Annotated in this window: 18 protein-coding genes; 3 read left to right on the top strand and 15 right to left on the bottom strand. The window is 41.3% G+C overall.

What is annotated here, in order from left to right; all coding sequences use genetic code 11:
• Positions 1 to 15 precede the first annotated feature (15 nt).
• Together ttcA and ACTG7L_RS09880 are read left to right on the top strand one after the other, a co-directional pair.
• A complete protein-coding gene (gene ttcA, locus ACTG7L_RS09885; RefSeq protein ID WP_439328401.1) occupies positions 16 to 933 on the top strand; it encodes a tRNA 2-thiocytidine(32) synthetase TtcA in 918 nt (305 codons plus the stop codon).
• Positions 934 to 952: 19 nt separating this feature from the next.
• Positions 953 to 1,168, top strand: coding sequence for a hypothetical protein (locus ACTG7L_RS09880; protein ID WP_439328400.1), 216 nt, complete (start codon positions 953 to 955; stop codon positions 1,166 to 1,168).
• Between the two features lie 145 nt (positions 1,169 to 1,313).
• On the opposite strand, the gene topA is transcribed toward ACTG7L_RS09880, so the two are convergent.
• A complete protein-coding gene (gene topA / locus ACTG7L_RS09875; protein WP_439328399.1) occupies positions 1,314 to 3,920 on the bottom strand; it encodes a type I DNA topoisomerase in 2,607 nt (868 codons plus the stop codon).
• Between the two features lie 109 nt (positions 3,921 to 4,029).
• Between topA and ACTG7L_RS09870 the strand changes: the two genes are divergently transcribed.
• Complete coding sequence (locus ACTG7L_RS09870; protein ID WP_439328398.1) at positions 4,030 to 4,938, top strand: LysR family transcriptional regulator; 909 nt, start codon at positions 4,030 to 4,032, stop codon at positions 4,936 to 4,938.
• Between the two features lie 409 nt (positions 4,939 to 5,347).
• Here the strand turns inward: ACTG7L_RS09870 and rnm are convergent, their stop codons facing one another.
• The 14 genes from rnm to ACTG7L_RS09800 all read right to left on the bottom strand — a co-directional run.
• A complete protein-coding gene (gene rnm, locus ACTG7L_RS09865; protein WP_439328397.1) occupies positions 5,348 to 6,193 on the bottom strand; it encodes an RNase RNM in 846 nt (281 codons plus the stop codon).
• 56 nt (positions 6,194 to 6,249) lie between these two features.
• Positions 6,250 to 7,269 (bottom strand): quinone-dependent dihydroorotate dehydrogenase, encoded by a 1,020-nt coding sequence (pyrD, locus tag ACTG7L_RS09860; RefSeq protein WP_439328396.1) that lies wholly within the window; start codon positions 7,267 to 7,269, stop codon positions 6,250 to 6,252.
• A 62-nt stretch (positions 7,270 to 7,331) separates the two neighbouring features.
• A complete protein-coding gene (pepN, locus tag ACTG7L_RS09855; RefSeq protein WP_439328409.1) occupies positions 7,332 to 9,953 on the bottom strand; it encodes an aminopeptidase N in 2,622 nt (873 codons plus the stop codon).
• Positions 9,954 to 10,028: 75 nt separating this feature from the next.
• Entirely contained in the window at positions 10,029 to 10,541 is a 513-nt protein-coding gene (locus tag ACTG7L_RS09850) for a C40 family peptidase (RefSeq protein WP_439328395.1), read from the bottom strand.
• Positions 10,542 to 10,621: 80 nt separating this feature from the next.
• Entirely contained in the window at positions 10,622 to 10,918 is a 297-nt protein-coding gene (locus ACTG7L_RS09845; protein WP_439241634.1) for an integration host factor subunit alpha, read from the bottom strand.
• 2 nt (positions 10,919 to 10,920) lie between these two features.
• On the bottom strand, positions 10,921 to 13,311 hold the full coding sequence (pheT, locus tag ACTG7L_RS09840) for a phenylalanine--tRNA ligase subunit beta (protein WP_439328394.1): 2,391 nt from the start codon (positions 13,309 to 13,311) through the stop codon (positions 10,921 to 10,923).
• A 13-nt stretch (positions 13,312 to 13,324) separates the two neighbouring features.
• Complete coding sequence (locus ACTG7L_RS09835; protein WP_439328393.1) at positions 13,325 to 13,798, bottom strand: hypothetical protein; 474 nt, start codon at positions 13,796 to 13,798, stop codon at positions 13,325 to 13,327.
• A 16-nt stretch (positions 13,799 to 13,814) separates the two neighbouring features.
• On the bottom strand, positions 13,815 to 14,804 hold the full coding sequence (pheS, locus tag ACTG7L_RS09830; RefSeq protein WP_439328392.1) for a phenylalanine--tRNA ligase subunit alpha: 990 nt from the start codon (positions 14,802 to 14,804) through the stop codon (positions 13,815 to 13,817).
• 170 nt (positions 14,805 to 14,974) lie between these two features.
• On the bottom strand, positions 14,975 to 16,402 hold the full coding sequence (locus tag ACTG7L_RS09825; protein WP_439328391.1) for a peptide MFS transporter: 1,428 nt from the start codon (positions 16,400 to 16,402) through the stop codon (positions 14,975 to 14,977).
• Between the two features lie 181 nt (positions 16,403 to 16,583).
• Positions 16,584 to 17,309 (bottom strand): dethiobiotin synthase, encoded by a 726-nt coding sequence (bioD, locus tag ACTG7L_RS09820; RefSeq protein WP_439328390.1) that lies wholly within the window; start codon positions 17,307 to 17,309, stop codon positions 16,584 to 16,586.
• Positions 17,310 to 17,415: 106 nt separating this feature from the next.
• Positions 17,416 to 19,431 (bottom strand): exodeoxyribonuclease V subunit alpha, encoded by a 2,016-nt coding sequence (gene recD / locus ACTG7L_RS09815; RefSeq protein WP_439328389.1) that lies wholly within the window; start codon positions 19,429 to 19,431, stop codon positions 17,416 to 17,418.
• Positions 19,424 to 23,146 (bottom strand): exodeoxyribonuclease V subunit beta, encoded by a 3,723-nt coding sequence (gene recB / locus ACTG7L_RS09810; RefSeq protein WP_439328388.1) that lies wholly within the window; start codon positions 23,144 to 23,146, stop codon positions 19,424 to 19,426. The genes recD and recB overlap by 8 nt, the downstream gene beginning before the upstream one ends.
• 41 nt (positions 23,147 to 23,187) lie before the next feature.
• A complete protein-coding gene (metX, locus tag ACTG7L_RS09805; RefSeq protein ID WP_439328387.1) occupies positions 23,188 to 24,306 on the bottom strand; it encodes a homoserine O-acetyltransferase MetX in 1,119 nt (372 codons plus the stop codon).
• A gap of 252 nt (positions 24,307 to 24,558) precedes the next feature.
• Positions 24,559 to 25,100: hypothetical protein (locus ACTG7L_RS09800; RefSeq protein WP_439328386.1), on the bottom strand; the 542-nt coding region annotated here is incomplete at its 5' end.

Below are 25,100 nucleotides of genomic sequence, written 5' to 3'. Positions count from 1 at the left end.
TAATGGATAGCATCAATGACAACCGAACAAGACAAAAAACAAACTTACAATCTCAACAAACTACAAAAACGCTTACGCCGTAATGTGGGCAATGCCATTGCGGATTTTAATATGATTGAAGACGGCGACAAAGTGATGGTTTGCCTGTCGGGCGGGAAAGATAGTTATACGCTGTTGGATATTTTACTCAATTTAAGACTGAACGCCCCGATTCATTTTGATATTGTGGCAGTGAATTTAGACCAAAAGCAACCAGGATTCCCTGAGCATATTTTGCCTGAATATCTTGCCAGCATTGGCGTGGATTACAAAATTGTGGAAGAAAATACCTACGGCATTGTGAAAGAAAAAATCCCTGAAGGCAAAACCACTTGCTCACTCTGCTCTCGCTTACGCCGTGGGATTTTATACCGCACTGCCACGGAACTTGGGGCAACCAAAATTGCGTTGGGTCATCACCGTGATGATATGTTGGCGACCTTGTTTTTGAATATGTTTTATGGCGGCAAACTCAAATCAATGCCACCAAAACTCATCAGCGATGACGGCAAGCACATAGTGATTCGACCACTGGCGTATTGTAAAGAAAAAGACATTGAAAAATACGCCATTGCCAAACAATTCCCGATTATCCCGTGCAACCTTTGCGGTTCGCAACCGAACTTGCAACGTCAAGTAGTGAAAGAGATGTTGAACACTTGGGATCGTCAATACCCAGGGCGATTGGAAACGATGTTTAGTGCGATGCAAGATATTGTGCCGTCCCATTTGTGTGATGCGGAATTGTTTGATTTTAAAGGGATTAAAAAAGGGGCGGTGATGGAAGGTGTTGAGGGGGATTTGGCGTTTGATAAGGAAGAATTTTCAAATGTAGCTGTAGTAGATGAAGATTTTGAGTTGGAACGGCAGATTGATTTTAAAGAAGTAGTTTAATTTAAATCGGGTTTAGCCGATGGCGACCATACTTTCTTTTACTCGCTACGCTCGCACTTCGTGCCGTTGGCAAAGCCAACGTTCAAAATCCTTTGGATTTTGTGCTTGTGCAAAAGAAAGTAGGCAAAGAAAAGCACGCCCCGACTTCACCGCTTTTCTGTTTCTGAGCTTATTTGGTATTTTCTTCACGCTAAATTTTGAACTCGCTATGCTCAGACAGGCAAAATTTAGCTAAAAATACCAAAACGCTCAGGCGGTTCAGACGGGGTCCCAATTTTGAACGAGCATAAATAAAAGTGCGGTTAAAAAAATAGATCTTTTTTCTAAGCTACGGCGTAGCGTTACTATGCTTAACCTAGTACGCCAGTACTAGGTTTCTCCTATTTTTTCCGTTCAACCCAATTTTTCCCATCAAAATCCACCATCCACTTGGTCTGTTTACCGTCTTTTTCCGACGTCACATACTGCCGTTTTTCCTTACGACTAAACCGCACAATCGCCGCATTACCCTCAGGATCTTTTTGTGGTGCCTCCGCCAAATACTGCAATTTTTCAGGTAAACGATCTCGATATAACGCTAATTCAGCCACTTTCGGTGCTCTTGTTTCACGAGATTTCGGGAAATTATGCGCAGACATAAATACGCCACTTGCGCCATCACGCAATACAAAATAAGCGTCGGATTTTTCGCATTTCAATTCTGGGAAATGGGTTGGCTCTTCTTTTGGTGGGGCAACGTCGCCATTTTTCAACACTTTACGGGTGTTATCACATTGCGTACAGGCCATGTATTTACCAAAACGGCCGAGTTTTAAGTGCATGTCCGCACCGCATTTATCGCATTCCACCACAGGGCCGTCATAACCTTTGATTTTGAAACTGCCCTGTTCAATCACATAACCATCACAATTTGGATTATTACCACAAATATGTAATTTACGTTGCGGATCCAATAAATAACTGTCCATGGCAGCATCACATTTTGGGCAACGTTTACGAGCAATCAAGGCTTTCGCCTCGCTTTCGCTGTCTAACACGTTTAACAGTTCTGCCTCTGGAATTAAATTCACCGTGCTTTTACAACGTTCTTTCGGCGGTAAGGCGTAGCCTGTGCAACCTAAAAAGACGCCAGTACTGGCGGTGCGAATCGCCATCTTGCGACCACAAGTTGGGCAAGTGATATCCGTTTCCACCAAGCTATTCGGTTTCATGCCACCGTCTAGTTCATTTAATTCTGCGGTGCTAAGTTGCTCAGAAAAATCTTTAAAGAATTGATTAAGTTCGGTTTTCCAATTTTTGCTACCGTTGGCAATTTTATCTAGCGTATCTTCCATATTGGCGGTGAAATCGTAGTTCATCAATTCACTGAACGATTGATTTAAACGATCGGTCACAATTTCGCCCATTTTTTCCGCATAAAAACGGCGGTTTTCGGTACGTACATAACCACGTTCTTGAATGGTAGAAATAATTGCTGCATAGGTTGACGGGCGGCCAATACCTCGTTTTTCTAACTCTTTCACCAAAGCGGCCTCAGTAAAACGTGCCGGTGGTTTCGTAAAATGCTGACTTGGTAACACGGCGTCTAATTGCAATGTGTCTTGCACCTTGACGGGCGGCAATTCTTGATCTTCAGGCGATTTGGTTAATTGCGGCAAGACTTTTGTCCAACCATCAAAACGTAAAATACGGCCTTTGGCTTTTAATTCATACTCCCCTGCTGTCACCGTTAACGTGGTGCTGTCATATTGCGCTTGTGGCATTTGGCACGCCACAAATTGACGCCAAATTAAATCATATAAACGTTCAGCATCTTTTTCCATGCCTGATAATTGGCTTGCTAATACCTTGACATCAGAGGGGCGAATGGCCTCATGCGCCTCTTGGGCATTTTCTTTACTGGAATAAAAATTCGGTTTGGCGGGTAAGTAATCCGTTCCGAATTGCTGTTCAATATAATGACGAACCATGTTTAACGCATCCGCACTTAAATTGGTGCTGTCGGTACGCATATACGTAATGTAACCTGCCTCATATAAGCGTTGTGCCAACATCATGGTTTTTTTCACGCTAAAACTCAATCTTGTGCTGGCCGCTTGTTGTAAAGTGGAGGTAATAAACGGTGGACGTGCTTTTGATGTGGTCGGTTTGGTTTCTAAATCAGACACCACAAAGGCGGATTTTTGCAAAAAATCCACCGCACTTTGTGCTTGTTGTTGGTTCTTCGGCTCAAATTTTTTGCCTTGAAGTGCGGTGACATCTAAACGAATTTTTTGTTTTTGGGCCGTTTGCGTATCTACCGCCACTTGCCAGAATTCTTCAGGCAAAAAGGCTTTAATTTCACGCTCACGTTCCACCAATAATTTCACCGCCACCGATTGCACACGCCCTGCGGATAAGCCTCGAGCGACTTTTTTCCAAAGTAACGGCGACACCATAAAGCCCACCACTCGGTCTAAAAAACGGCGGGTTTGTTGTGCATTCACTCGGTCTAAATTTAAATGTTCTGGCTTTTCAAAGGCTTGTTTAATGGCGTTTTTGGTAATTTCGTTAAACACCACCCGACTAAAACGCTCGTCATCCCCGCCAATCACTTCACGCAAATGCCAAGCAATGGCCTCCCCCTCTCTATCCAAGTCGGTGGCCAGATAAATGTGGTCGGCTTTTTTTGCAAGGGATTTTAATTCTGCCACGACTTTTTCCTTGCCTGGCAAAATCTGATAATTGGCTTTCCAGCCATGATAAGGATCAATCCCCATGCGCTTGACTAAAGCGTTCTGATCTTTCTCTGCTTTGATACTGGCCTTTTCTTCCGCACTGAGTCCTTTGGTGGAAGTAGGCTTTGCTTTTTCGCCGCTAACTGTCCCTGTGGTCGGCAAATCACGGATATGTCCAACACTGGATTTCACCACATAGTTACTGCCCAGATATTTATTAATGGTTTTCGCTTTGGCTGGCGATTCCACAATCACTAAGGATTTGCTCATATTTAGATACCTAATTTTATTTAATTTGTGTAAAATTGATTACTTTCTTTTTTTATATTGCCTAAGGAATGGTTATTAGGTCAACAATTTTTTTTCAAAAGGGTGTTAAATGGATAAACTAAACGCAATTTCGGTCTTTTGTAAGGTGATTGAAACCCAAAGTTTCACCCAAGCCGCCCAACTTGAAAATATTTCTGTTGCCATGGCGAGTAAATTAGTCGCTCAACTGGAAGAACAATTACAAACACGTTTATTGCAACGCACAACCCGAAAAATCTCCCCAACTGAGGCAGGCTTAGTTTATTATCAACATTGCCAACCCATTTTAACAGAATTACACGAGGCCGACGCAAGCGTTAGTAATCTGTCATCTTCCTTACAAGGCAACCTTGTAGTGTCTGTCCCAATGGATTTTGGTTTACGTTTTATTGCCCCGAATTTAGCCGCCTTTACCAAAGCCAATCCCAATTTGCATATTGAAATGGATTTTAGTGATCGTCGTGTTGATCTGTTATCGGAGGGATATGATGTCGCCTTGCGTATCGGCACCTTGCAAGACAGTTCCTTAGTGGCTCAAAAGCTCGCCACCACAACCATGCACCTCGTTGCCTCGCCTGATTATATTGCACGAAAAGGCCAACCACAAACGCTCACGGAACTCCAACAGCACGATTGTTTGCTCTACAAAAATTCTGGCAATCAAATTTATTGGGAATTTACTCACAATGATGGTCAAGTTCAACGCATAAAAATGCCGTCCAAACTCATTTCCAACAACGGCCTCACTCTTGTAGAAATGGCTAAAGCCGGCTTAGGCATTATCCATCAGCCTTATTTTCTCATTGAAAAAGAACTGGCCTCTGGTGAATTAGTGGAACTGTTAACCCATTACAAACCACAAACCCTAGACTTACACGCCATTTACCCACACCGTCGCCATTTGGCGGCAAAAGTCAAAGCCTTTGTGGGATTTTTGCAAGGGTTGAAGTTAGGGGGGATAAAAAACAGCCACGATTAAAGTGGCTGTTTTGGGCTGTCTAAAACCTTGTATTTGGTTCTATTATTAATTCTACTGTATTTTTTATCAATACTATATAAAAAAACAAACAACCACTTTGAAAAGCAGTTGTTTGTGTTATAATCCCTTTCGTGCTATCGGCGTGGGCGTTGTGCTATTCCAGTAGCACATTGCCTAGTCGCTTAGTCTTGTAGCACTAAGGGGGTGATTTATGTGAAAACATCAGAAGTTATTACTCTGATCTTGTTGCTAGTTTTACTAGCACTTGCAAGTAGTATTAAAGTGTTTGCGATACTGAATATACTACTTGAAGTTGTAAGCAAAATAGCCTAACGGCTAGGAAGTGGATGGGTTCGCTACCTATCCATGACCTTTCTTTATTATAAGCCTTTCCATTTCAATTTCAAGCCTATTGTAGCAATCTTTGCCAAATCGGTATCACATTTTCAGGCAAGGTGAGGGATTTTCCTAACTCAATCCAAGCACAAGGGAAATGAAAATCAGACCCTACCGAGGCCAATAATTGATGTTCATTGGCCCAACGGGCGATTAATTGGCGTTGATCGGGCGATTGTCCACAACCGGCAACTTCAATTCCGTCACCATGCCATTGGCTGAAATCCACCACTAAACGTTTTATCCAACGATTGGTCATGTTATAACGCAAGGGATGGGCTAATACCGCCAACCCTCCAGCCTGATGAATCACGTCAATGGCCGTGGCAATATCCACCCAATCGGCTTTCACATAGGCGGGTTTATTAGCGGATAAATAGCGTTTAAAGGCTTGCGTATCGTTGGAGACTTTGCCTATTTGCACCAAAAAACGGGCATAATGCGCACGAGTGACTTCCCCACTGGCTAAGGCTTTGGCCCCTTGATAGGCGTCGGGAATTCCTAATTGTGCTAATTTTTCGCCAATTTGTATCGCTCGTTCTAAACGTAAGGCGGCTTGTTTGGCTAAAAGTGCGGTCATTTCTGGCGAAGTTTCATCAAAGCCTAAGCCCACAATATGAATGCCCCGATCTTTCCCTTGCCCTGACCAACAGGTGGAAATTTCCACGCCATTAATCAAGTGGATACCTTGCTTTTGGCATGCTGTTCTGGCCTCGGCTAATCCTGCAATGCTATCATGATCACATAAGGCCAACACATTTACCCCTTTTTCGGCCGCTCGCTGTACCAGTTCGGTGGGGCTTAACACGCCATCTGAGGCGGTACTATGGCAATGTAGATCGTAAATTTTTTCGTTCATCTTTTTCACTTAAAACGGAAAAAGTGCGGTTATTTTCACCGCACTTTCGTATTCTGTTATTTGATATTCTTAACCAAGGCTTTCACTAAAGCGGGGCCATGATAAATCAAGCCAGAATAAAGCTGTAACAAACTGGCGCCTGCCTCAATTTTTTCCTGTGCATGCGGCACGCTATCAATTCCCCCACTCCCTATAATCGGGATTTCACCTTGCAATTCTTGCTGTAAACGACGAATAATCGCAGTGCTTTTTTGTTGTAATGGCTTACCGCTTAATCCACCGATTTCTTGCGAATATTTTAAACCTGTGACATTTTCTCGAGCGATTGTTGTATTGGTTGCAATGACGCCGTCCATGTTGTGACGGCGTAAGGTGTCCGCCAGTTGTACCAGTTCTGCCTCGGTTAGATCTGGGGCAATTTTTACCACAATCGGCACGTATTTATGATATTGCGCCGACAATATCTGTTGTCTGGCTTTAATGCTTTGTAATAAATCTTCTAAGGCCTCGCCATATTGTAATTGACGTAAGTCAGGCGTATTAGGCGAGGAAATGTTCACCGTAATATAATCGGCATAATTATAGGCTTTGTTTAAACAAAACAGATAATCGTCCTTACCTTTTTCAATCGGTGTGATTTTGTTTTTGCCAATATTAATGCCTAATATGCCGTTAAAACGAGCCTTTTTCACATTTTCAATTAAATGATCTATCCCTTTGTTATTAAAACCATTACGGTTAATTATTCCCTCGACTTCGGGTAAGCGAAATTGGCGGGGTTTGGCATTGCCGTCTTGCGCCAATGGCGTGACGGTTCCGACCTCAATAAAACCGAAACCTAATGCCGCAAAGCCATCAATGGCTTCACCGTCTTTATCTACACCAGCTGCAAGGCCAATAGGATTAGGAAAGGTTAGCCCCATTACGTTTTTTGCTTGCCCCGTAGGACAAGCCAACAGGCTTTTCACTAGCTTATTAAGTAACGGATTTCGGGCAAAATGCAAGGCAGCAATCGTGGCATTATGTGCGGTTTCTGGCGGTAGGGCAAATAAGGCTTTACGGATTAGGGAATACATAAAAATAACGCTCGCTATAATATTCCCTCTCCCGTTGGGAGAGGGCTAGGGTGAGGGTTCAACTAACTATTTAACGCTTTTTCAATTTTCTCAAATAAATCTCGAGACAGATTTTCCACTTCAAATAAGCGTTGTAACGCACGTTTCATCAACTGTTGACGTTGGCTATCGTAACGTCTAAAACGCACTAATGGCTCAATTAAACGGGCGGCCACTTGTGGGTTACTTTGATTTAAGCGGAGCAAAATTTCCGTTAAGAAACGATAACCCGAACCATCTACCGCATGGAATGCCCGTGGATTTTGATTAATAAAACTGCCCACCAAAGCACGCAAGCGGTTTGGATTGTTAAAATTAAAACTTGGGTGATCCATAAGTTGTTGGACAATGCTCAACACATTTTCGTCAGGACGGGTGGCTTGTAAATTAAACCATTTATCCATCACTAAGCCATCTTGTTGCCATTTTTGTTCAAAATCCGCCATCAGGCTATCACGGCAAGCTAATTGCGCTTTGCCGGCAGCCTGTAATGCAGCAAGGCTATCAGTCATGTTGTTGGCATGCAAATAATGTTTATTCACTAAGACATTACCCACCTCGGTAAAGGCTAAATAATGCAAGCAAAGATTACGTAAGGCACGTTTTGCAATGTCTTGCGTATTAATTTGATAATCCTCTAAACGAATTTGATTATAGGTATCTAGCCATTGCGCTTTCAGGCTTTCTGCTAAAGTGCGTTGCATAAAATCACATACAATGGCAATGCCCTCTGGATCAATCACTTTAAATTGCTCTGCAAATTCCGTTTCTTTTGGCAACGTTAATATCAAGGTGGTTAACTCAATATTGCTTTGATAGTTGCTTAATACTTGAGAAAGTGCGGTTAACATTTCTGGAGAAAATTCAAGTGGTAGGCCATTTTTATAGGCTTCTAATAAACGGCGTAATTCTAAGCTGAATAACATTTGCACCGCATCCCAACGCACAAACTCATTTTGCGCAGATTTTAATAAGATCACTAACTGTTCAGGGCTGTAATCATAATCTAATTTAACGGGGGCAGAGAAATCACACAATAACGCTGGCACGGGGCGGCTCGTAATATCATGGAATTCAAATACCTGATCATTTTCCGTGACATTCAAGACGTCATCCACCAATTCGCCATTTTTCAATAAGGTAAATGGAATGCCTTTTTGATTATACAAGGCAATTTTAAGCGGAATATGTAAATTCACTTTATTCATTTGATCCGCTGTCGGCGGCGTCATTTGGGACACAATCAATTTATAGCTGTGTTTTTTCTCATCATAGCTGTCCGTAACGGTTAATTCTGGCGTGCCAGATTGGCTATACCAACGGCGGAATTGGGTTAAATCCACCCCTGACGCCCGTTCCATGGCAGACACAAAATCTTCACAAGTGGCTGCTTTACCGTCATTTTCCGCAATATACAGTTGCATGCCTTTTTGAAAACGTTTTTCGCCCAATAAGGTGTGCATCATGCGAATCACTTCCGCCCCTTTTTCATACACAGTCACCGTATAGAAGTTATTCATTTCTAATACTTTTTCTGGACGGATAGGGTGCGACATTGGGCTTGCATCTTCGGCAAATTGCAGGGTACGCAAGTATTGTACATTTTGAATACGATTTACTGCACGTGATCCCGTATCGGAAGAAAATTCCTGATCACGGAAAACAGTCAAGCCCTCTTTTAAGCTTAATTGGAACCAATCACGGCAAGTCACACGGTTTCCTGTCCAGTTATGAAAATATTCGTGGGCAATCACCCGTTCTACATCCAAATAATCGGTGTCAGTGGCGGTTTGTGGGTTGGCTAACACAAATTTCGAGTTGAATACATTCAAGCCTTTATTTTCCATGGCACCCATATTAAAGAAATCCACCGCCACAATCATGTAAATATCTAAATCATATTCTAACCCAAAGCGATCTTCATCCCATTTCATGGATTTTTTCAGGCTTTGCATGGCCCACTCGGCACGATTTAAATTGCCACGGTCCACATATAATTCAAGCAACACATCACGGCCACTTTTGGTGACAAAATGGTCTTGTAATAAATCAAAATCCCCCGCTACTAAGGCAAACAAATAACAAGGTTTCGGGAATGGATCTTGCCATTGTACCCAATGACGACCATCATCTAAATCCCCTTGTGCAATGCGGTTACCATTGGATAATAAATACGGATATTTGCTTTTATCTGCGGTGATGGTGACATCATAACGAGCTAAGACATCGGGACGATCAAGCATATAGGTTATTTGACGGAACCCCTCTGCTTCACATTGTGTACAAATGCCATCGCCCGATTGATACAAGCCTTGTAATGAGGTATTTTCTGATGGTACCAAATACGTCACAATTTCTAGCGTAAATTGATCCGCACTTTCAGCACTTAGTTCGCTTAAATCTAAGGTGAGACTTTCTTTATCTTGTTGATAGGCGGTAAAATCGGTGCCATTTAATTTAATACTGGCAAATTGAAAGCTATGTCCGTCTAAACGTAAGCTAGTTGATTCTGGATTTAAACGCACCACTTGGCTGACCGCTGTGACCACGGTATGAACGGGATCTAATTGAAAATCAAGAGAAATGTGTTGAATAGTAAAATCGGGAGTACGATAATTTTTTCTGTATTTAGCTTGCATAAGAATGTCCAAATAAAGCAAATGTAATAATAAATGACAATGACGTCAAAATTTAGGAAACATCACGAATAACGTTATCCCTTAAATTCGGCGAGCTTGCCAAAATACCTTGGTCCAATAAGGGCTGTTTAATGAGGAATAAATCACCCCACCTTTGGTTGACGCATGTAAAAATTTATCTTCTTTCACGTAAATGCCCACGTGATAGCCGAAAGGCCCTCGCCCTGTTTTAAAGAAAACTAAATCGCCTGTTTGAATTTGTGAACGAGGCACTTTTTTCCCATAATGAGATTGTTCTTTTGTTGTTCGAGGAAGCTGAATGTTAAAACGGTCTTTAAACGTCGTGCGGGTAAATCCTGAGCAATCCACACCCGATCGGGTATTTCCACCTAATAAATAAGGCACTCCCGCCCATTCTCGCTGTTGTTCGCTTAATAAGGTGATCACCATGATCGGGTCATTTAACTGACCTTTATAATTAATCCCGTCATAATCTTCTGTATCCGCAGAAGAAAATGGCGAAGACGAAGAACACCCTGTTAAAAATAAGGGGATTAATAAGAATAGAAAACCTAATCGCTGAGAATAGTTCATCGATCTTCCTTTTTATTATTTTGCGTTAACGTTGTGTTAAAGCCATTCATCAGCAAAATGAACGGCTTTTCGCATAAAGTTTAACCTTTTGGTTTTGCTTTTTCTACTCGAGCACGTAATTTTTGACCTGGTCTAAACACCACCACACGACGTGCTGAAACCGGTACGCTTTCGCCGGTTTTAGGATTACGTCCTGGGCGAGTGGATTTATCACGTAATTCAAAATTACCAAAACCCGATAATTTTACATCTTCGCCGCTTTCTAAGAAAACACGAATCTGCTCAAAAAACCCTTCTACAAATTCTTTTGCTTCGGGTTTGGTTAATCCACATTTGTCAATGAGGTTTTCTGCAATTTCAATTTTTGTCAATGTCATAATTAATCTCTCAAGTAAGCATTAAAACGTTGTTTTAATTCGGTTAATACAACAGAAATCACCGCATTAATATCATCTTCTTCCAAGGTTTTTTCAGTGTCTTGAATGGTTAAGCTAATCGCCAGACTCTTATACCCCTCTGGCACCCCTTGACCTTGGTAAACATCAAATAAATTCACGCCAGTCAGTTTTTCACCCGCTACCGTGCGACACACCTCAAGCACATCACTGGCAGCCACATGATTTTCCACCACTAAGGCTAAATCACGACGGTTGGCTGGGAATTTTGAAATCTCTTTCGCCACGGCCACTTTACGTTGTGCAATTTTATCCACCAAAATTTCACAAGCAAAGGCTTTACCATTTAAGCCAATTTTTTGTGCAATACTTGGGTGAATTTGCCCGATAAAGCCGATTTCTTCACCATGCAAGACAATCGCTGCCGATTGGCCAGGGTGAAATGCAGGGAAAGCTTTAGCAATAAATTTAACCTCATTTGCATAAGCCGTCAAGGATAAAAGATTTTCTAAATACCCTTTTAGATCAAAGAAATCCGCAGTTTCTGCTTTACTCGCCCAATGTTCATTTAAACGGGAACCCGTCATCACCGCACTAAATACTCGTTCTTGACGTACGCCAAATTCGGCTTTTTCATCTGGAATAAAACGTAAACCTAATTCAAATAAACGAATGCGGTTTTGTTGACGGTTTTGATTATACAATACCGCCCCGAGCAAGCCTGTTAATAAGGAAACACGCATAGCCGACATTTCCACCGAAATCGGATTCGGTAACATCAACGCCGGTTGATCGGGGTGTAATAATTGCTGAATTTTCGGATCCACAAAGCTGTATGTAATCGCCTCATAGAAATCATTTCCCACTAACGCGGTTTTTAAGCGAGATACATCCACCTCTGCCTCATGATGTTCACGCATTTTTAAATGGGCTAACGGTGAATTATTCGGAATTTCATTATAGCCGTAAATACGAGCCACTTCTTCCACTAAATCTTCTTCAATTTCAATATCAAAACGCCAGCTGGTTGAGGTGACCGTCCAAACATCATTGGCAAAACTCACCGCAAAACCTAAACGTTGGAAAATATCAGTAACCGTATCATTATCAATATAATGCCCCAATAAGCTGTCTAATTTCTCACGACGTAATTGAACTTGTTTGACTTTCGGCAAATGTGCCTCACTTGCCACTTCGCAAATTTCACCCGCTTGACCGCCACAAATTTCAATCAATAAGGCCGTGGCTCGTTCCATGGCTTGACGAGCTAACTCAAAATCAACGCCACGCTCAAAACGGTGTGAGCTGTCGGTGTGTAAGCCATATTGTCTAGCACGTCCAGTAATCGCTAAAGGATTAAAGAAAGCCGCCTCTAAAATCACCTCTTTTGTATTTTCCGCATCTACGCCACTGGTTTGACCACCAAAAATCCCCGCCATGGCTAAAGGACCGGTTTGATCGGCAATCACTAAAGTATTGGGTTGTAAGGTTGCTGTTGAACCATCTAATAAGACTAATTGCTCCCCCTCTTTGGCCATACGCACATCAAATGGTTGCGTCACTTTTTCCGCATCAAAAGCGTGCATAGGTTGACCAAGTTCAAGTAGGATGTAGTTTGTAATGTCTACAATCGGATCGATAGAACGAATATCACAACGGCGTAACTTTTCTTTTAGCCACATTGGCGTAGCCGCTTTGACATTGACATTCTTCACGGCACGCAATAAATAACGAGGGCAAGCCTCGGGTGCAGATACCTTAATTTCAACTTTATCGCTGATCGTCACTGGCACTTTAGCAAACTGCGGTGCATTTACCGCCAGTTTATTGACCACTCCTAACTCACGAGCAATCCCCGCAATACTCAAACAATCTGCACGGTTTGGGGTTAAACTAATTTCAATCGCTTGATCATTTAATTGTAAATAATCACGTAAATCAGTCCCTATTGGTGCATCAGCCGGCAATTCAATAATGCCACTGTGATCTTCTGTAATGCCAAGTTCACTGAAAGAACACAACATCCCTTCGGAGGGTTGACCACGTAATTTGGTTTTCTTAATTTTAAAATCACCGGGTAATACCGCCCCCTCTGTTGCACAGGCGACTTTTAAGCCTTGACGACAGTTTGGCGCCCCGCAAACAATATCTAATAGACGTTCACCACCCACATTGACTTTGGTCACACGTAATTTATCTGCGTCAGGATGTTGAGCGCATTCAACCACTTCCCCAACAACTACACCGCTAAATTCGCCCGCAACACTTTCCACGCCATCCACTTCTAAACCTAGCATGGTAATCTGGTCGCATAATTGTTCGGTGGTAATGGCAGGATTTACCCATTCTCTGACCCATTGTTCACTAAATTTCATCTATTCTTCTCTCTTATTTCAATACTTCAAATGACAGGCCTTTGAACACAATATTATTAAATTGAACATCTAATTTATATTTTCCAATAGGGTCTTTTTCATCAAATTTCCAGCATTTTGATGCTACATTATTCTTAATGTCAGACTTTTTTAATGGCGTTATAACTAAAAATCCCTTTTTATTTTCGTCCACCTGAATTTCTGATCCGGGTGATGTCATCACCATCGGTGCAGGAGAAACAAAATATTCTACTAAACGATTTTGATCGTAAATTTCGACATTTGAAATCGCAATACATAAATTACGTGGTTTTGAACGTGATAATTGAGTGCTTTTCATTAACTTCATTTCTTTACCTGAAACATCCAACACAAACAGTTCCACGAGTGGTTTCACCACTGAAGATGGTTCAATTGAAACATTTTCTGTTACAGCCAATACTGAACCTGAGAATAATGCTAACGCCATGATGGCTAATTTTTTCATTTTATCTCTCTCCCAATTATTTAAATTGTTTTAAGAAACGCAGATCATTTTCAAAGAAAGATCGTAAATCTGTGACGTTGTAGCGTAACATGGTTAAACGCTCAACCCCCATCCCCACAGCGAAACCGCTGTATTCATTTGGGTCAATACCGACATTGCGTAACACATTTGGATGTACCATGCCGCAACCTAAGACTTCCAACCATTTTCCATTTTGACGCATAATATCCACTTCAATAGATGGCTCAGTAAACGGGAAATAAGAGGGACGGAAACGCACTTGTAAATCTTCTTCAAAAAATGCCCGTAAGAAATCATGTAACAAGCCTTTTAATTCCGTGAAATTGGCTTTTTTATCCACATACAACAATTCAATCTGATGGAACATTGGCGTATGGGTTTGGTCGTAGTCATTACGATAAACCCGACCTGGCGCCATAATCCGAATTGGCGGTTGCATTTTCTCCATGGTGCGAATTTGCACGCCAGAAGTTTGGGTGCGTAACAATAATTCAGGGTTAAACCAGAACGTATCGTGATCGGCGCGTGCGGGGTGATGTTTTGGAATATTCAAGGCATCAAAGTTATAATAATCGCTTTCCACTTCTGGCCCACTTTCCACCGAAAAACCTAATTCCGAGAAGAATTTCACTACCCGTTCAATGGTAATCGCCACAGGGTGTAAGCCACCCGTTTCAACTTTGCGACCCGGTAAACTGACATCCACACGTTCTTGTTCTAATTTGGCATTTAATACGGCTTGTTCCAACTGCTCTTTTTTTGCATTTAAATGATCTAAAATAGCTTGTTTGGCTTCATTAATCTTCGCCCCCACCGCAGGACGTTCTTCGGCCGCCACATCACGCAACCCTTGCATTAATTGGGTAAAATGTCCTTTTTTACCAAAATATTCTACACGGAAATTTTCTAACGCGTCTAAGCCTTTGTCCTGTAATTCATCCAAGGCTACCCGAGCCTGTTCCGTAATCTCTTTAAGGTTTTGCATACCTACCCTTCTTAAATTTAATGTGTTTTTCAAAAATACGCTTAATGATAATATTAACTTATTAAAAAATCACGTGATTTTTAATAGAATTTGTCATTTTTATGTATATTTTATGACGCTCAATAAAAAAGAGAGCAAATTTGCTCTCTTTTAAGCTAAATTAACGAAAATTAATCCTTGCCTTTGAGTAACCGATTCAGGGTTGGCACCAATAATAACAGGATAACCGCTGTGACCAACCCTATGCCACCAATCATTTCATAGAAACTGGTTGGATCACTTTCATCAAACCCATTCTTAAAGATCACACCACTAAGCGTGAATCCGAGGGAATAAGACAAGAACGTTAAGGCCACCATAGAGGCTTGGAAATTTTTCGGTGCAATTTTGGTCGCTAAAGATAAGGAGACTGGGCTTAACAATAATTCACTGACAGTAATCAACAAAATAAAGAAAAAGAATAATAAGAAACTGGATCCTTGCGCCAATACCATGACAGAGAAAGCAAAATAAGTGATGCCTAATGACAACATGGAAATAGCAAATTTTAAAGGTGTTTTCGGTTGTTTATCGCCCATTTTTGTCCAAAGTGTCGCAAGTAAACCGGCTAACATGATCACCCATAAACTTTGCAATGAACCTAACCATGCGATAGGCACGGAGAAACCGAAAATATTGCGATCGATTGTTTGTTCAAAATACAAAATCATAGCCGTATCAAACTGCGCCCATAAGGACCAGAAAATACTAATCACAATAAATAGCGGAATAAACGCCACAATATTGCCTTTATTTTCCACATCACGACTGATGAGCAAACGGACAAAATAACCGATTGTTAAGCAGATCACACAGATTAACAAGACTTGTGGGAAGTTTTGTAAAGTGAGGAATCCAGATAAAATAGTCGCCACAATAACCACAAGTAACACAGTCCAAGATACCCCTGATTTAATTTTTTCTTTGCGATTTAACGGGTTGGGTACCGGACGTTGTGGTAGATTTTTACGGCCACGAGAATATATGATTAAGCCTAATGCCATTCCGATAGCCGCCGCACCGAATCCATAATGGAAACCGTAAGATTGTTGCAATATTCCTGTTAATAACGGCCCCAATAATGCCCCGATATTAATAGCGATATAAAAAATAGAGAATCCCGCATCTCGCATATGGCGTGTATCATCGGTTTCATATAAAGATCCCAACGTTGCACTGGCTGTGGTTTTCACGCCACCGCTACCTAATGCAATCAAGATCATCCCTAGTATCAGCCCCTCTAATCCAGACACAAGGGCCAACATAATATGCCCAAGCATCACCACAATACCCGAATAAAACAAGGTTCTTTCTGCCCCTAATACACGGTCAGCCACCCAACCGCCGACTAAACAGGACAAATAAACACTTCCCCCATAGGCACCGACAATACCACCGGCGATATTCTTATCAATACCTAATCCACCCTTTGTATATTCATAATACAAGTACAGGAACAAAATGGCTTTCATTCCATAGAATGAAAAACGCTCCCACAATTCAACGTGGAACAGGCTAGACAACGCATAAGGATGCCCGAAGAAAGTTTTTTGTTGCATAATGCATTCCTCTCAGTATAGTTATTCTCTTTTCTCAAAGTATAACATAACAATTTATTAACAAAGCATGAAATATCAGAATTTAGAACGAGATCGGGAAAATCTTCACAATTTAGAACTCAACACAAAAAAACCGACAGCATAAATCGCTATCGGTAAATATATTATCGAAAATTAGGGATTATCTGGCCCATTCTGTTTTTAAATAGGTTAAACGCTCAATATTGGTCATATATTTTCCTACATCTTGAGTTTCGGGCTTATAAATATAGGGAATTTCCCCTAATAAGGGCGCCTCAATTTTACTACGCAAGGTGTCAATCATTTCCGCATAATGCCCTAAACAAGGGTTAATACGGTTAGCAATCCAACCAATTAATGGTACACCAAGATGAAGCATCGACTGTACCGTGAGCAACGTATGATTAATACAACCCTCTTTAATGCCCACCACTAAAACCACAGGCATTTGGTGCGTCACCACCCAATCGGCAAAGCTAAAATGCTTATTAATCGGTGACAACCAACCAAAACACCCCTCCACCACCACGGTTTGATAGCGTTGATTTAAGCGATCTAAATCTTGGTTAATTTTTTCCAGTTGGATTTGCTCCCCCTGATCCGTAAACAACGGCATGGTATGCCCAAAGGTATAACTATTAATATCTCGATAGCTCACCACTTGCTGCGTGGTTTTCATCAAGGTTAATACATCCGCATTGTCCTCTGCGCCATAATCCCCCTCTTGTACCACATCATTTTCGATGGCTTCTTCATCTTGCGTACAAGCAATCGGTTTATATCCCACAACCTCAACATGATGTTCTTGTAATGCTTGAATAATCGCCCGTGTCGCCACGGTTTTCCCCACATTCGTATCTGTCCCAGTGACAAAAAAACTACTCATAATTACATCCTTTTCCGATAAAACGAAAACGATTGTAAGGTATTTCAGAGCAACAATTATTGCGCTAACGCAAGTTTTTAACGTTTTTTCTGAATTTTATTAGCATTTATTGATCCAACGCAAATTTTAGCCCAGATTGCCGCTTGCTTTTTCGCTGCACTGCCGCTTGCCACACCGCTTTACGACAAAATACCGTAAATTCTTTTTTTGCTCGAGTAATGGCCGTGTAAATCAATTCTTTGCTTAATACTGGCGTATTATTCGGCGGTAACACCAACAAGGTATGGTTAAATTCAGATCCCTGTGATTTATGTACCGTCATCACATAAGCTGGCTCATATTGCACAGGAATCCGATGGCGAGAAATCAAGCGGTATTTTCCTTGCTTATCCAAACTATCAAAACAGACCTGATTATTCCCCACATAAATGCCAATATCACCATTAGCTAAATTCACGTTACGATCATTTTGCGTAATCATTATCGGTTTACCCAAATACCAATCTCGTTCATTTTTAAAACTCACTAGCCCAGCTTGTTGTAAGGCATACGCAATCCGCTGATTCAGTTTTTCCACGCCCAATTCACCGCCTCGCAAAGCCGTTAAAAAACGCACGGCATTAAATTTCTCAAATAAAACTTGATAATCTGAATTCTCTAATGGTGACGAATGTTGCTGTAAATATGCTAAATAATCTCGATAATTTTGCACCGCACTTTGCACTACAGGCCGCACACAATCTTGCATAAAGGCCTTTTCATCCATTTCTATTGAGGATGAAAATTCCACCACATGTAGTTGGTCAGCCATTGCGTTTTGTTGGAATAACGCCCAACTTTTTTCACCACAAGTTGGCGCAATATTATTCACGGCGGTGGCTAAATGGCCAATGCCCGAATGTTCATCAAAGCGACGGCTGTCTGGCAAATAACATAGACAACGGGAAATCGGTGATAATGGCGTTTCACTGACGACTAATTTTTCCCCTGTCACCTCGGTTAAATAATCGGTAAAATCTTGATCGTAACAAGCAATATTTTTTTGTCGTTGCGAATCAAAATACAGCCCTAAAAATTCCCCTAGTTCCCCTAAAATCGCGCCTGCCTCAACGGAAGAAAGCTGATCCTTGTCGCCTAATAAAATCAATTTACAATGCGGCGCAAGAGCAGATCTCAGTTTATTCATCAAAGATAAATCAATCATTGAGGCTTCATCAATAATTAACACATCATAAGGCAAGGGCTGTTGCGCATGATATTTTGTCTGCTCTGTAAAAGGTCGCACACCCAATAAGCTATGTAAGGTTTGTGCTGAGGTTGGCATTTTTTCAAATAAGCCATCTTGCTTGAGCAAGCATTGCAGTTTCAGCGTTTCTTCAGTAGGCACTTTCGGATTAAATTCTGCCGAAATACTCTCACTTAATCGTGCAGCAGCCTTACCCGTGGGCGCAGCTAAACCAATTTTTAATTGGCCTTGATGTAATTGTTGCAGCACCGCCAATAAACGTGCCACTGTATAGGTTTTGCCGGTACCCGGCCCGCCAGAAATGACACAAAAAGATTGTCGTAACGCCACTGCTACCGCTATTTTTTGCCAATTCGTATTCGCCCCAACGTCACCAAAATAACGTTGTAGACTCTGCTTAATTTTTGCAGTATCAAGATCTGCGGTATTTTTCACCGCACTTTTTATATAGTCGGCTAAACGGTATTCATCTTGCCAAGTGCGGTAAAAATAAAGCGCATTATGTTGCAACACAAGCGGTGCGACTTTTTCCGTTGGATTGATCGTAAAAGCCACATGATCTTGCAATACTTCGGCCCATTGTGATAACGGCAAATGGTCAATTTTTTGCTCTATTTGAGCGATATAATCCACATGATGTTCATCTTTAACCGAACGCAAACCAAAATAATGGTGGGCTAAATCCTGATCTAAAAACAAACAAGTATTGCCTTGCGATAAGCTATGTTGGCAAAGTGCCGCCAATAAAATGGCTAATTGCTGTTGGGTGTCTGAATAGCCCAAACCTTGCTGTTTATCGGCAATCAATTTAGCAAAATAATAATCCGCTTGGCTAATATGTTGCTGTTGGCAAAGGGTAAATAATAAATTAAGCATGGAATAAGGCCTCCAATGTTGAGATTAAGTCTTCCTTTGGTCGATCAAAAAAGACACCAGAGGTGGTTTCGCCGTTCATTCCTCGTAAGAAAGTATAGATCACTCCACCGAAATGGCTTTCATAATCATAATCCGGATCACGTAAACGTAAATAACGATTTAACGCCAACACATAAAGGACATATTGCAGATCATAATGTTCTTGTTGCATGGTCTTAACTAACTGATCAGGTTGATAATCTTGCGGTGATTTACCCAATAAATTGGATTTATAATCCACAATATAGTATTTGCCTTGATGACGAAAAACCAAGTCAATAAAGCCTCGTAACATGCCTTGAATTTCATCAAATTGCCATGGGCTTTGCCAATATGGGTGATGTTTTTCTAACGCATGATTAAAAGCCTTAACATCAAAAGTGCGGTGCAAATTAAAATAGAATTGCCATTCTTTTAAGCAATCTTTAGACGGTAATTGAGCAAGTTGCAAACCATCTGCCAATAGCGGGGTATGCAATATTTGCGTGATCCATTGCGTAAAAGGCGCTTGCCAACTATCATCTAAACCTAAACGTTGGCGATATTTTTCCACTACTTCATCGGATAACGGCAAGTTAAAAGGTATTTTTTCTAATAATTCATGTAACAAGGTACCGACTTTTGCGCTATAAGGAAAATCAACCGGCGCTCTCTGTGACGGATAACCATGCCAATCCAAGCTGTGATTGCCCACTGAGCCTAACACAGCGGTATTTACCCACTGATCATTATCTTTTACACCATCAAAAACCTGATGATTTTCCACCGCACTTTGTGCGAATATCGGTGACTGTCCCCCCGTTTTTTGTTGATGCCGTTGATGATTTTGTACTAACGCCGTAAAGCTTGATAATGTCCAATCCCGTTCGATCTCTTGCTCAAACACGGCGGCATTAAGCAGTTCGACAGTTGCTTGTTGCGTAGCTTGCTTTTCAGATTCTGCCTCTCCATGCCCCTCATTTAAAATAGGCTGAAAAGTTAAGTTGTCTTCGCCCCATTTTTGTTGCAAATTCATTAATAACGTCTGGCTATCATCCTTGTTGTTCGGAGAGGGGTCTAACCCAATCTGCCCTTGCGTTAAGGCATACCAAATCGCAGTCCAGTCTGCCTGCAGACTCGTTGGCAAGGTGATATTGACCTGATATTTCGCTCGGGTCAATGCCACATAAAGCAAACGCATCTTTTCAGCCATACTTTCTTGCACCGTTAATTCTGTATATTGCGACTGAATATCCCAATATTCCTGTTTATCCTGTTCGTCATGATAGGTGCTGATCGTCGCAGATTTAAGGGTTGAAAAAGCGATAAACGGCAACCACACCAAGCCATATTCCAAGCCTTTGGATTTATGAATAGTGACGATTTTCACAAGCTGATTTTCACTTTCCAAACGTAGCGGTTGTTCATCATCTCGTTCTTGTTTATTTTGAATTTGTAAATCGAACCAACGCAATAAACTGGTTTCACTTTCTTGTGTCGCACTGGCTTGTTGTAAAAGTTCGCTTAAATGTAATAAATTGGTGACTCGCCGTTCCCCATTTGACATCGCTTTCATGCGAGCCAAAATACTTGATTGTTGGCTATCCGTCTGCAACAACAGCGCATACAACATTGCCAACACGCCTTGATGACGCCAACGCTGTTGACAATATTCAAACCGTTCAACCCATTTTTCAAGCAAACTATCTTGTTGTTTAACCTGATTAATTTCATCCGCAGTCAACGCAAATAAACTGGTCGATAAGGCATTTAAAATCGCTCGGGTATTTTGTGGCGTTAGACAGGCTTGTAAAATTCGGCTCAACTCTACTGCCTCATCACTATCAAAGATATTACTGCGATCCGACAAATACACTGACGCAATGCCCCGTTTACGTAAACTTTGTTGAATTAATTCCGCCTCACGCCAATTTTCCACCAATACCGCAATATCATTATCTTGCACAGGTTTTGCCTCAAGGAGAGAGAGCACGCCTTTGGCAAAAACTGCGGTTCTTTTCTCCGCACTTTTTAACCATTGGGCAATGGTATTGGCACAGGTGTCTGCAAATAATTGCTTTATTTCGCTTTCCGACACGTTATTGTTGCCATCTCGCCGTTCTTCCCAATAAAAAGCGAAAGGCGCCTGTTTTTTGCCCTGAAACCAAAAATCGGCTTGCATTTTCCCCTCTCCAACAGGCTGAAAGCCAATCTCTTGATGTATAAAGGGATAAGGGAAATCAAACAAGTGATTAATGGCTGTAATTAACGCACCATTGGAACGGTAATTTTTGTCCAGAGTAAAACATTGTTGGGCTTGTTGACTGGCTTGTAAATAGGTAAAAATATCCGCACCACGGAATTTATAAATAGCCTGTTTCGGATCACCAATCATAATAAAACCACAATCTGCTTGGTGTTGATAAATTTTAGAAAAAATTTGATATTGTTGGTTATCGGTATCCTGAAATTCATCAATCATGGCAAAAGGATATTGTTGACGAATACGCTGGGCTAATTCCTCTCCTTGTTCAGACAACAACGCATCACGCAACAGACGCAATAAATCGTTAAAACTTTTATCGGCATGATCCAATTTATAGGCAATCATTTTTTGGTTTAACGCTTGCATATAGTGATACAACACAATACGTTGATACAATGCAAAGTCAATTTGATTGATATCATCAATTTGAGCAAACAGTGGGTGAGATAAGGGTTCCGCCCCCTCCTCTACGTAAAGCGTATTTAAATTGGCTTGCGAGAAATATTTCACGCAATCTGGAAAATCAAACTGATAGGCCGCCTTTGCCCAACATTCCATTTGCTTTAACCAATTTGGCACCAAATTCGACTTAAAATTGGTACGTTTTAACCGTTTTTTCTCACCTTTTGCATATTTTTTGGCTAACTCATTCTCAATTAATTGACGAATTTCCACCGCACTTTGTTGCCATTGCTGTTTTAAGCGTTGAATTTGTTGCAAGCCTTGCTGTACATATTGTTGTAAGAAATCAGCCAAGGAATACGCCAATAACTGCGGTGCATTTATCTTCACTTTTAAGGATTCGCCATTCACATAGGATTTAATCTGCTCTAATACTTGGGTTGGGGAACCTAATTTACGATGAATAAAATCGGTACATTCATAAGAAAGCGAATAAAAATGCTCACGCCAATATTCTGTGGCAAAACGTTTCAATAACAGGGTTTCATCTTTCACCAAGTCCAATTCAAAATGAATACCAGAATGAAAAGCATATTGCATTAACATACGACGGCAAAAACCATGAATCGTATAAATCGAGGCTAAATCCATATTTTGTTCAGCTAAACGTAAACGTTGGATGGCAAGATCCATATCCTCAATATAGTCAACCACTTCCGCTAACGCTTGATTATCCTTAAACACGGCTTTATCCGGCGTGACTTGATAGGCCATTAGCTGTTTTCTGGATAAATGAATTCGCTGACGAATACGTTCTTTTAACTCTTGCGTCGAGGCTTCGGTAAAGGTCACGACTAAGATTTCTTCCACTGACAATGGACGAGAAAAATTATGTTCACCCACTTGCAATAGCAAACGAATATACAAGCTCGCCATGGTATATGTCTTACCGGTTCCGGCAGAGGCCTCAATCAGCGTGGTTTGGGTTAAAGGGGTGGATTTAAGGGTAAGTGCGGTGGTATTTAGCATGGTTTTTTCCCAAATAAAAAGGCTAACTACTGTTAGCCTAGTTATATCATAAAATCAATCATTATACTAGTTGGGGGAGCATTGGCATTTTCCAAACCAGCCCTAATTTTGCTGTCGAAAATATCATAATCCACTAAAAACGCATCATGCCCGTAATCCGAGGCAAATTCAAAATATTGCAAATTTACCTGTGCTTGCTCCAACAAGGTTTTACTCTTGCGCAAGTCATTAATTTTAAACAGTTGATCATTGGTCACTGCCACTAAGGTATAACGAGCCTTAATCCGTGCTAAGGCTGTTTTTATATTATCAAACCCTAGCGCAGGATCATACAAATCTAACGCTCGCAATAAATGCAAATAACTATTGGCGTCAAAGCGCTCAAGGAATTTTTTGCCCTGATAGGTCAAATAACTTTCCACTTGAAACCAATCGCCCCAATACTGCCCCTCGGCTTTGGTCGCACGCCCAAAGGCTTTGGCTAACTGCACATCCGTACGATACGTCAACATGCCCAACATCCGAGCAATGGCTAATCCTTTTGCTGGCGGTTCGCCCTCATAATAATCGCCACGATTAAAATTGGGATCGTTCAAAATGGCTTGTCGCATCACATGGTTAAACCCAATCGCCTCTGCACTAAAGGTTAAGGAAGAACAAAGATTCACCACATTATCCACAAAATCAGGATAATACACCGCCCATTGCGTAGCTTGCATCCCGCCAAAAGATCCACCGACCACCGCATGTAAATGCGTAATCCCGAGATAATCAAGTAAGGCTTTTTGTACTCGCACAATGTCTTGTACAATCACATTGGGAAATTGACTTCCATAAGGTTTACCCGTTTTAGGATTAATTGACGCAGGTCCCGTTGTACCTTTACAACCGCCTAACACGTTGGAACAAATAAAGAAATATTTCTCTGTATCAAAGGCCAATCCCTTTCCCATAAAACTCTGCCACCACCCTGTGGCATGGGGTTCCGTAGAATAGGGTTCTGCATCTCCGGTTAAGGCATGGCACAACAAGACGGCATTACTTTTATCCGCATTCAACTCACCATAGGTTTGGTAAGCAACATCAATATGCTCAAGTTTTCCCCCCAATACAAGGTCGAGCGGAGCTTGCTCAAATAGGGTAATTTTCTGTACTGCCATTGATGATCCTATTTTTAGGGGATAAGTAATTGTATGATGCAAATAAACTACCGATTATGGGAGGGATTGTCAAGGATTTTTTAGACGTTTAGATGGCTAAATAGGCGTATCAATGTCAATTATACTGAAATATACATGACCTGTTGTTTGAATGATTGGTTGTATTTGGTCATAAAAATCTGCACCTTATTGGTTGGTTATTCGTCCAACTTTTGGGGTGCAGATCAATTTTTTATTGACACGCCCTTTCTTCTAAAACCTATTTATATGTTTCCGCCGTCTTTCACAATCTTCACCCGCCATCTTTGCGAATGAATTTGCCATAGTTTGGGAGCTTTTCGCCAGTTTTTCATAGTGAGCAAAGAAAAGTGTTTGTAACTTCTCATTGGAATACACAGGATCGCCATCATAATTGCTAAATCTCAGCGCCCTAGCATTATCCGCCAACATAGTTTCAGGATCTTCGGCCTCAAGCATTTGTCGCAAGGCAGTTTTGCCAAAAATATCCCAACCCATCTCGGGAACAACGAATTTAAACCCTTTGCATTGTGCTGGAAATTCGATTTTAGCACTGGTGCCGACAAAACTCGGGGCAACCACCACCGTGGCGGCAACCACGGCGGTGATAATTTTATGCTGGCTGACAAGGTTGACCAATTTGCGTAACAAATTATTGGTTTCCGCCGACTGTTTCACTTGAGTAACCACAGGCGTGAAAATGCCTTTCAGTTTTTCCAACAGCTTTTGGAACGTTTCCGATTGCATAAACTTCTCTAGCCATTGTTTAAATTGCG

This window comes from Lonepinella sp. BR2357, from assembly GCF_051851525.1.
Lineage (GTDB): Bacteria > Pseudomonadota > Gammaproteobacteria > Enterobacterales > Pasteurellaceae > Lonepinella.
The sequence above is the reverse complement of the archived record's forward strand: the minus strand, read 5'-3'. Positions and strand labels throughout refer to the sequence as shown.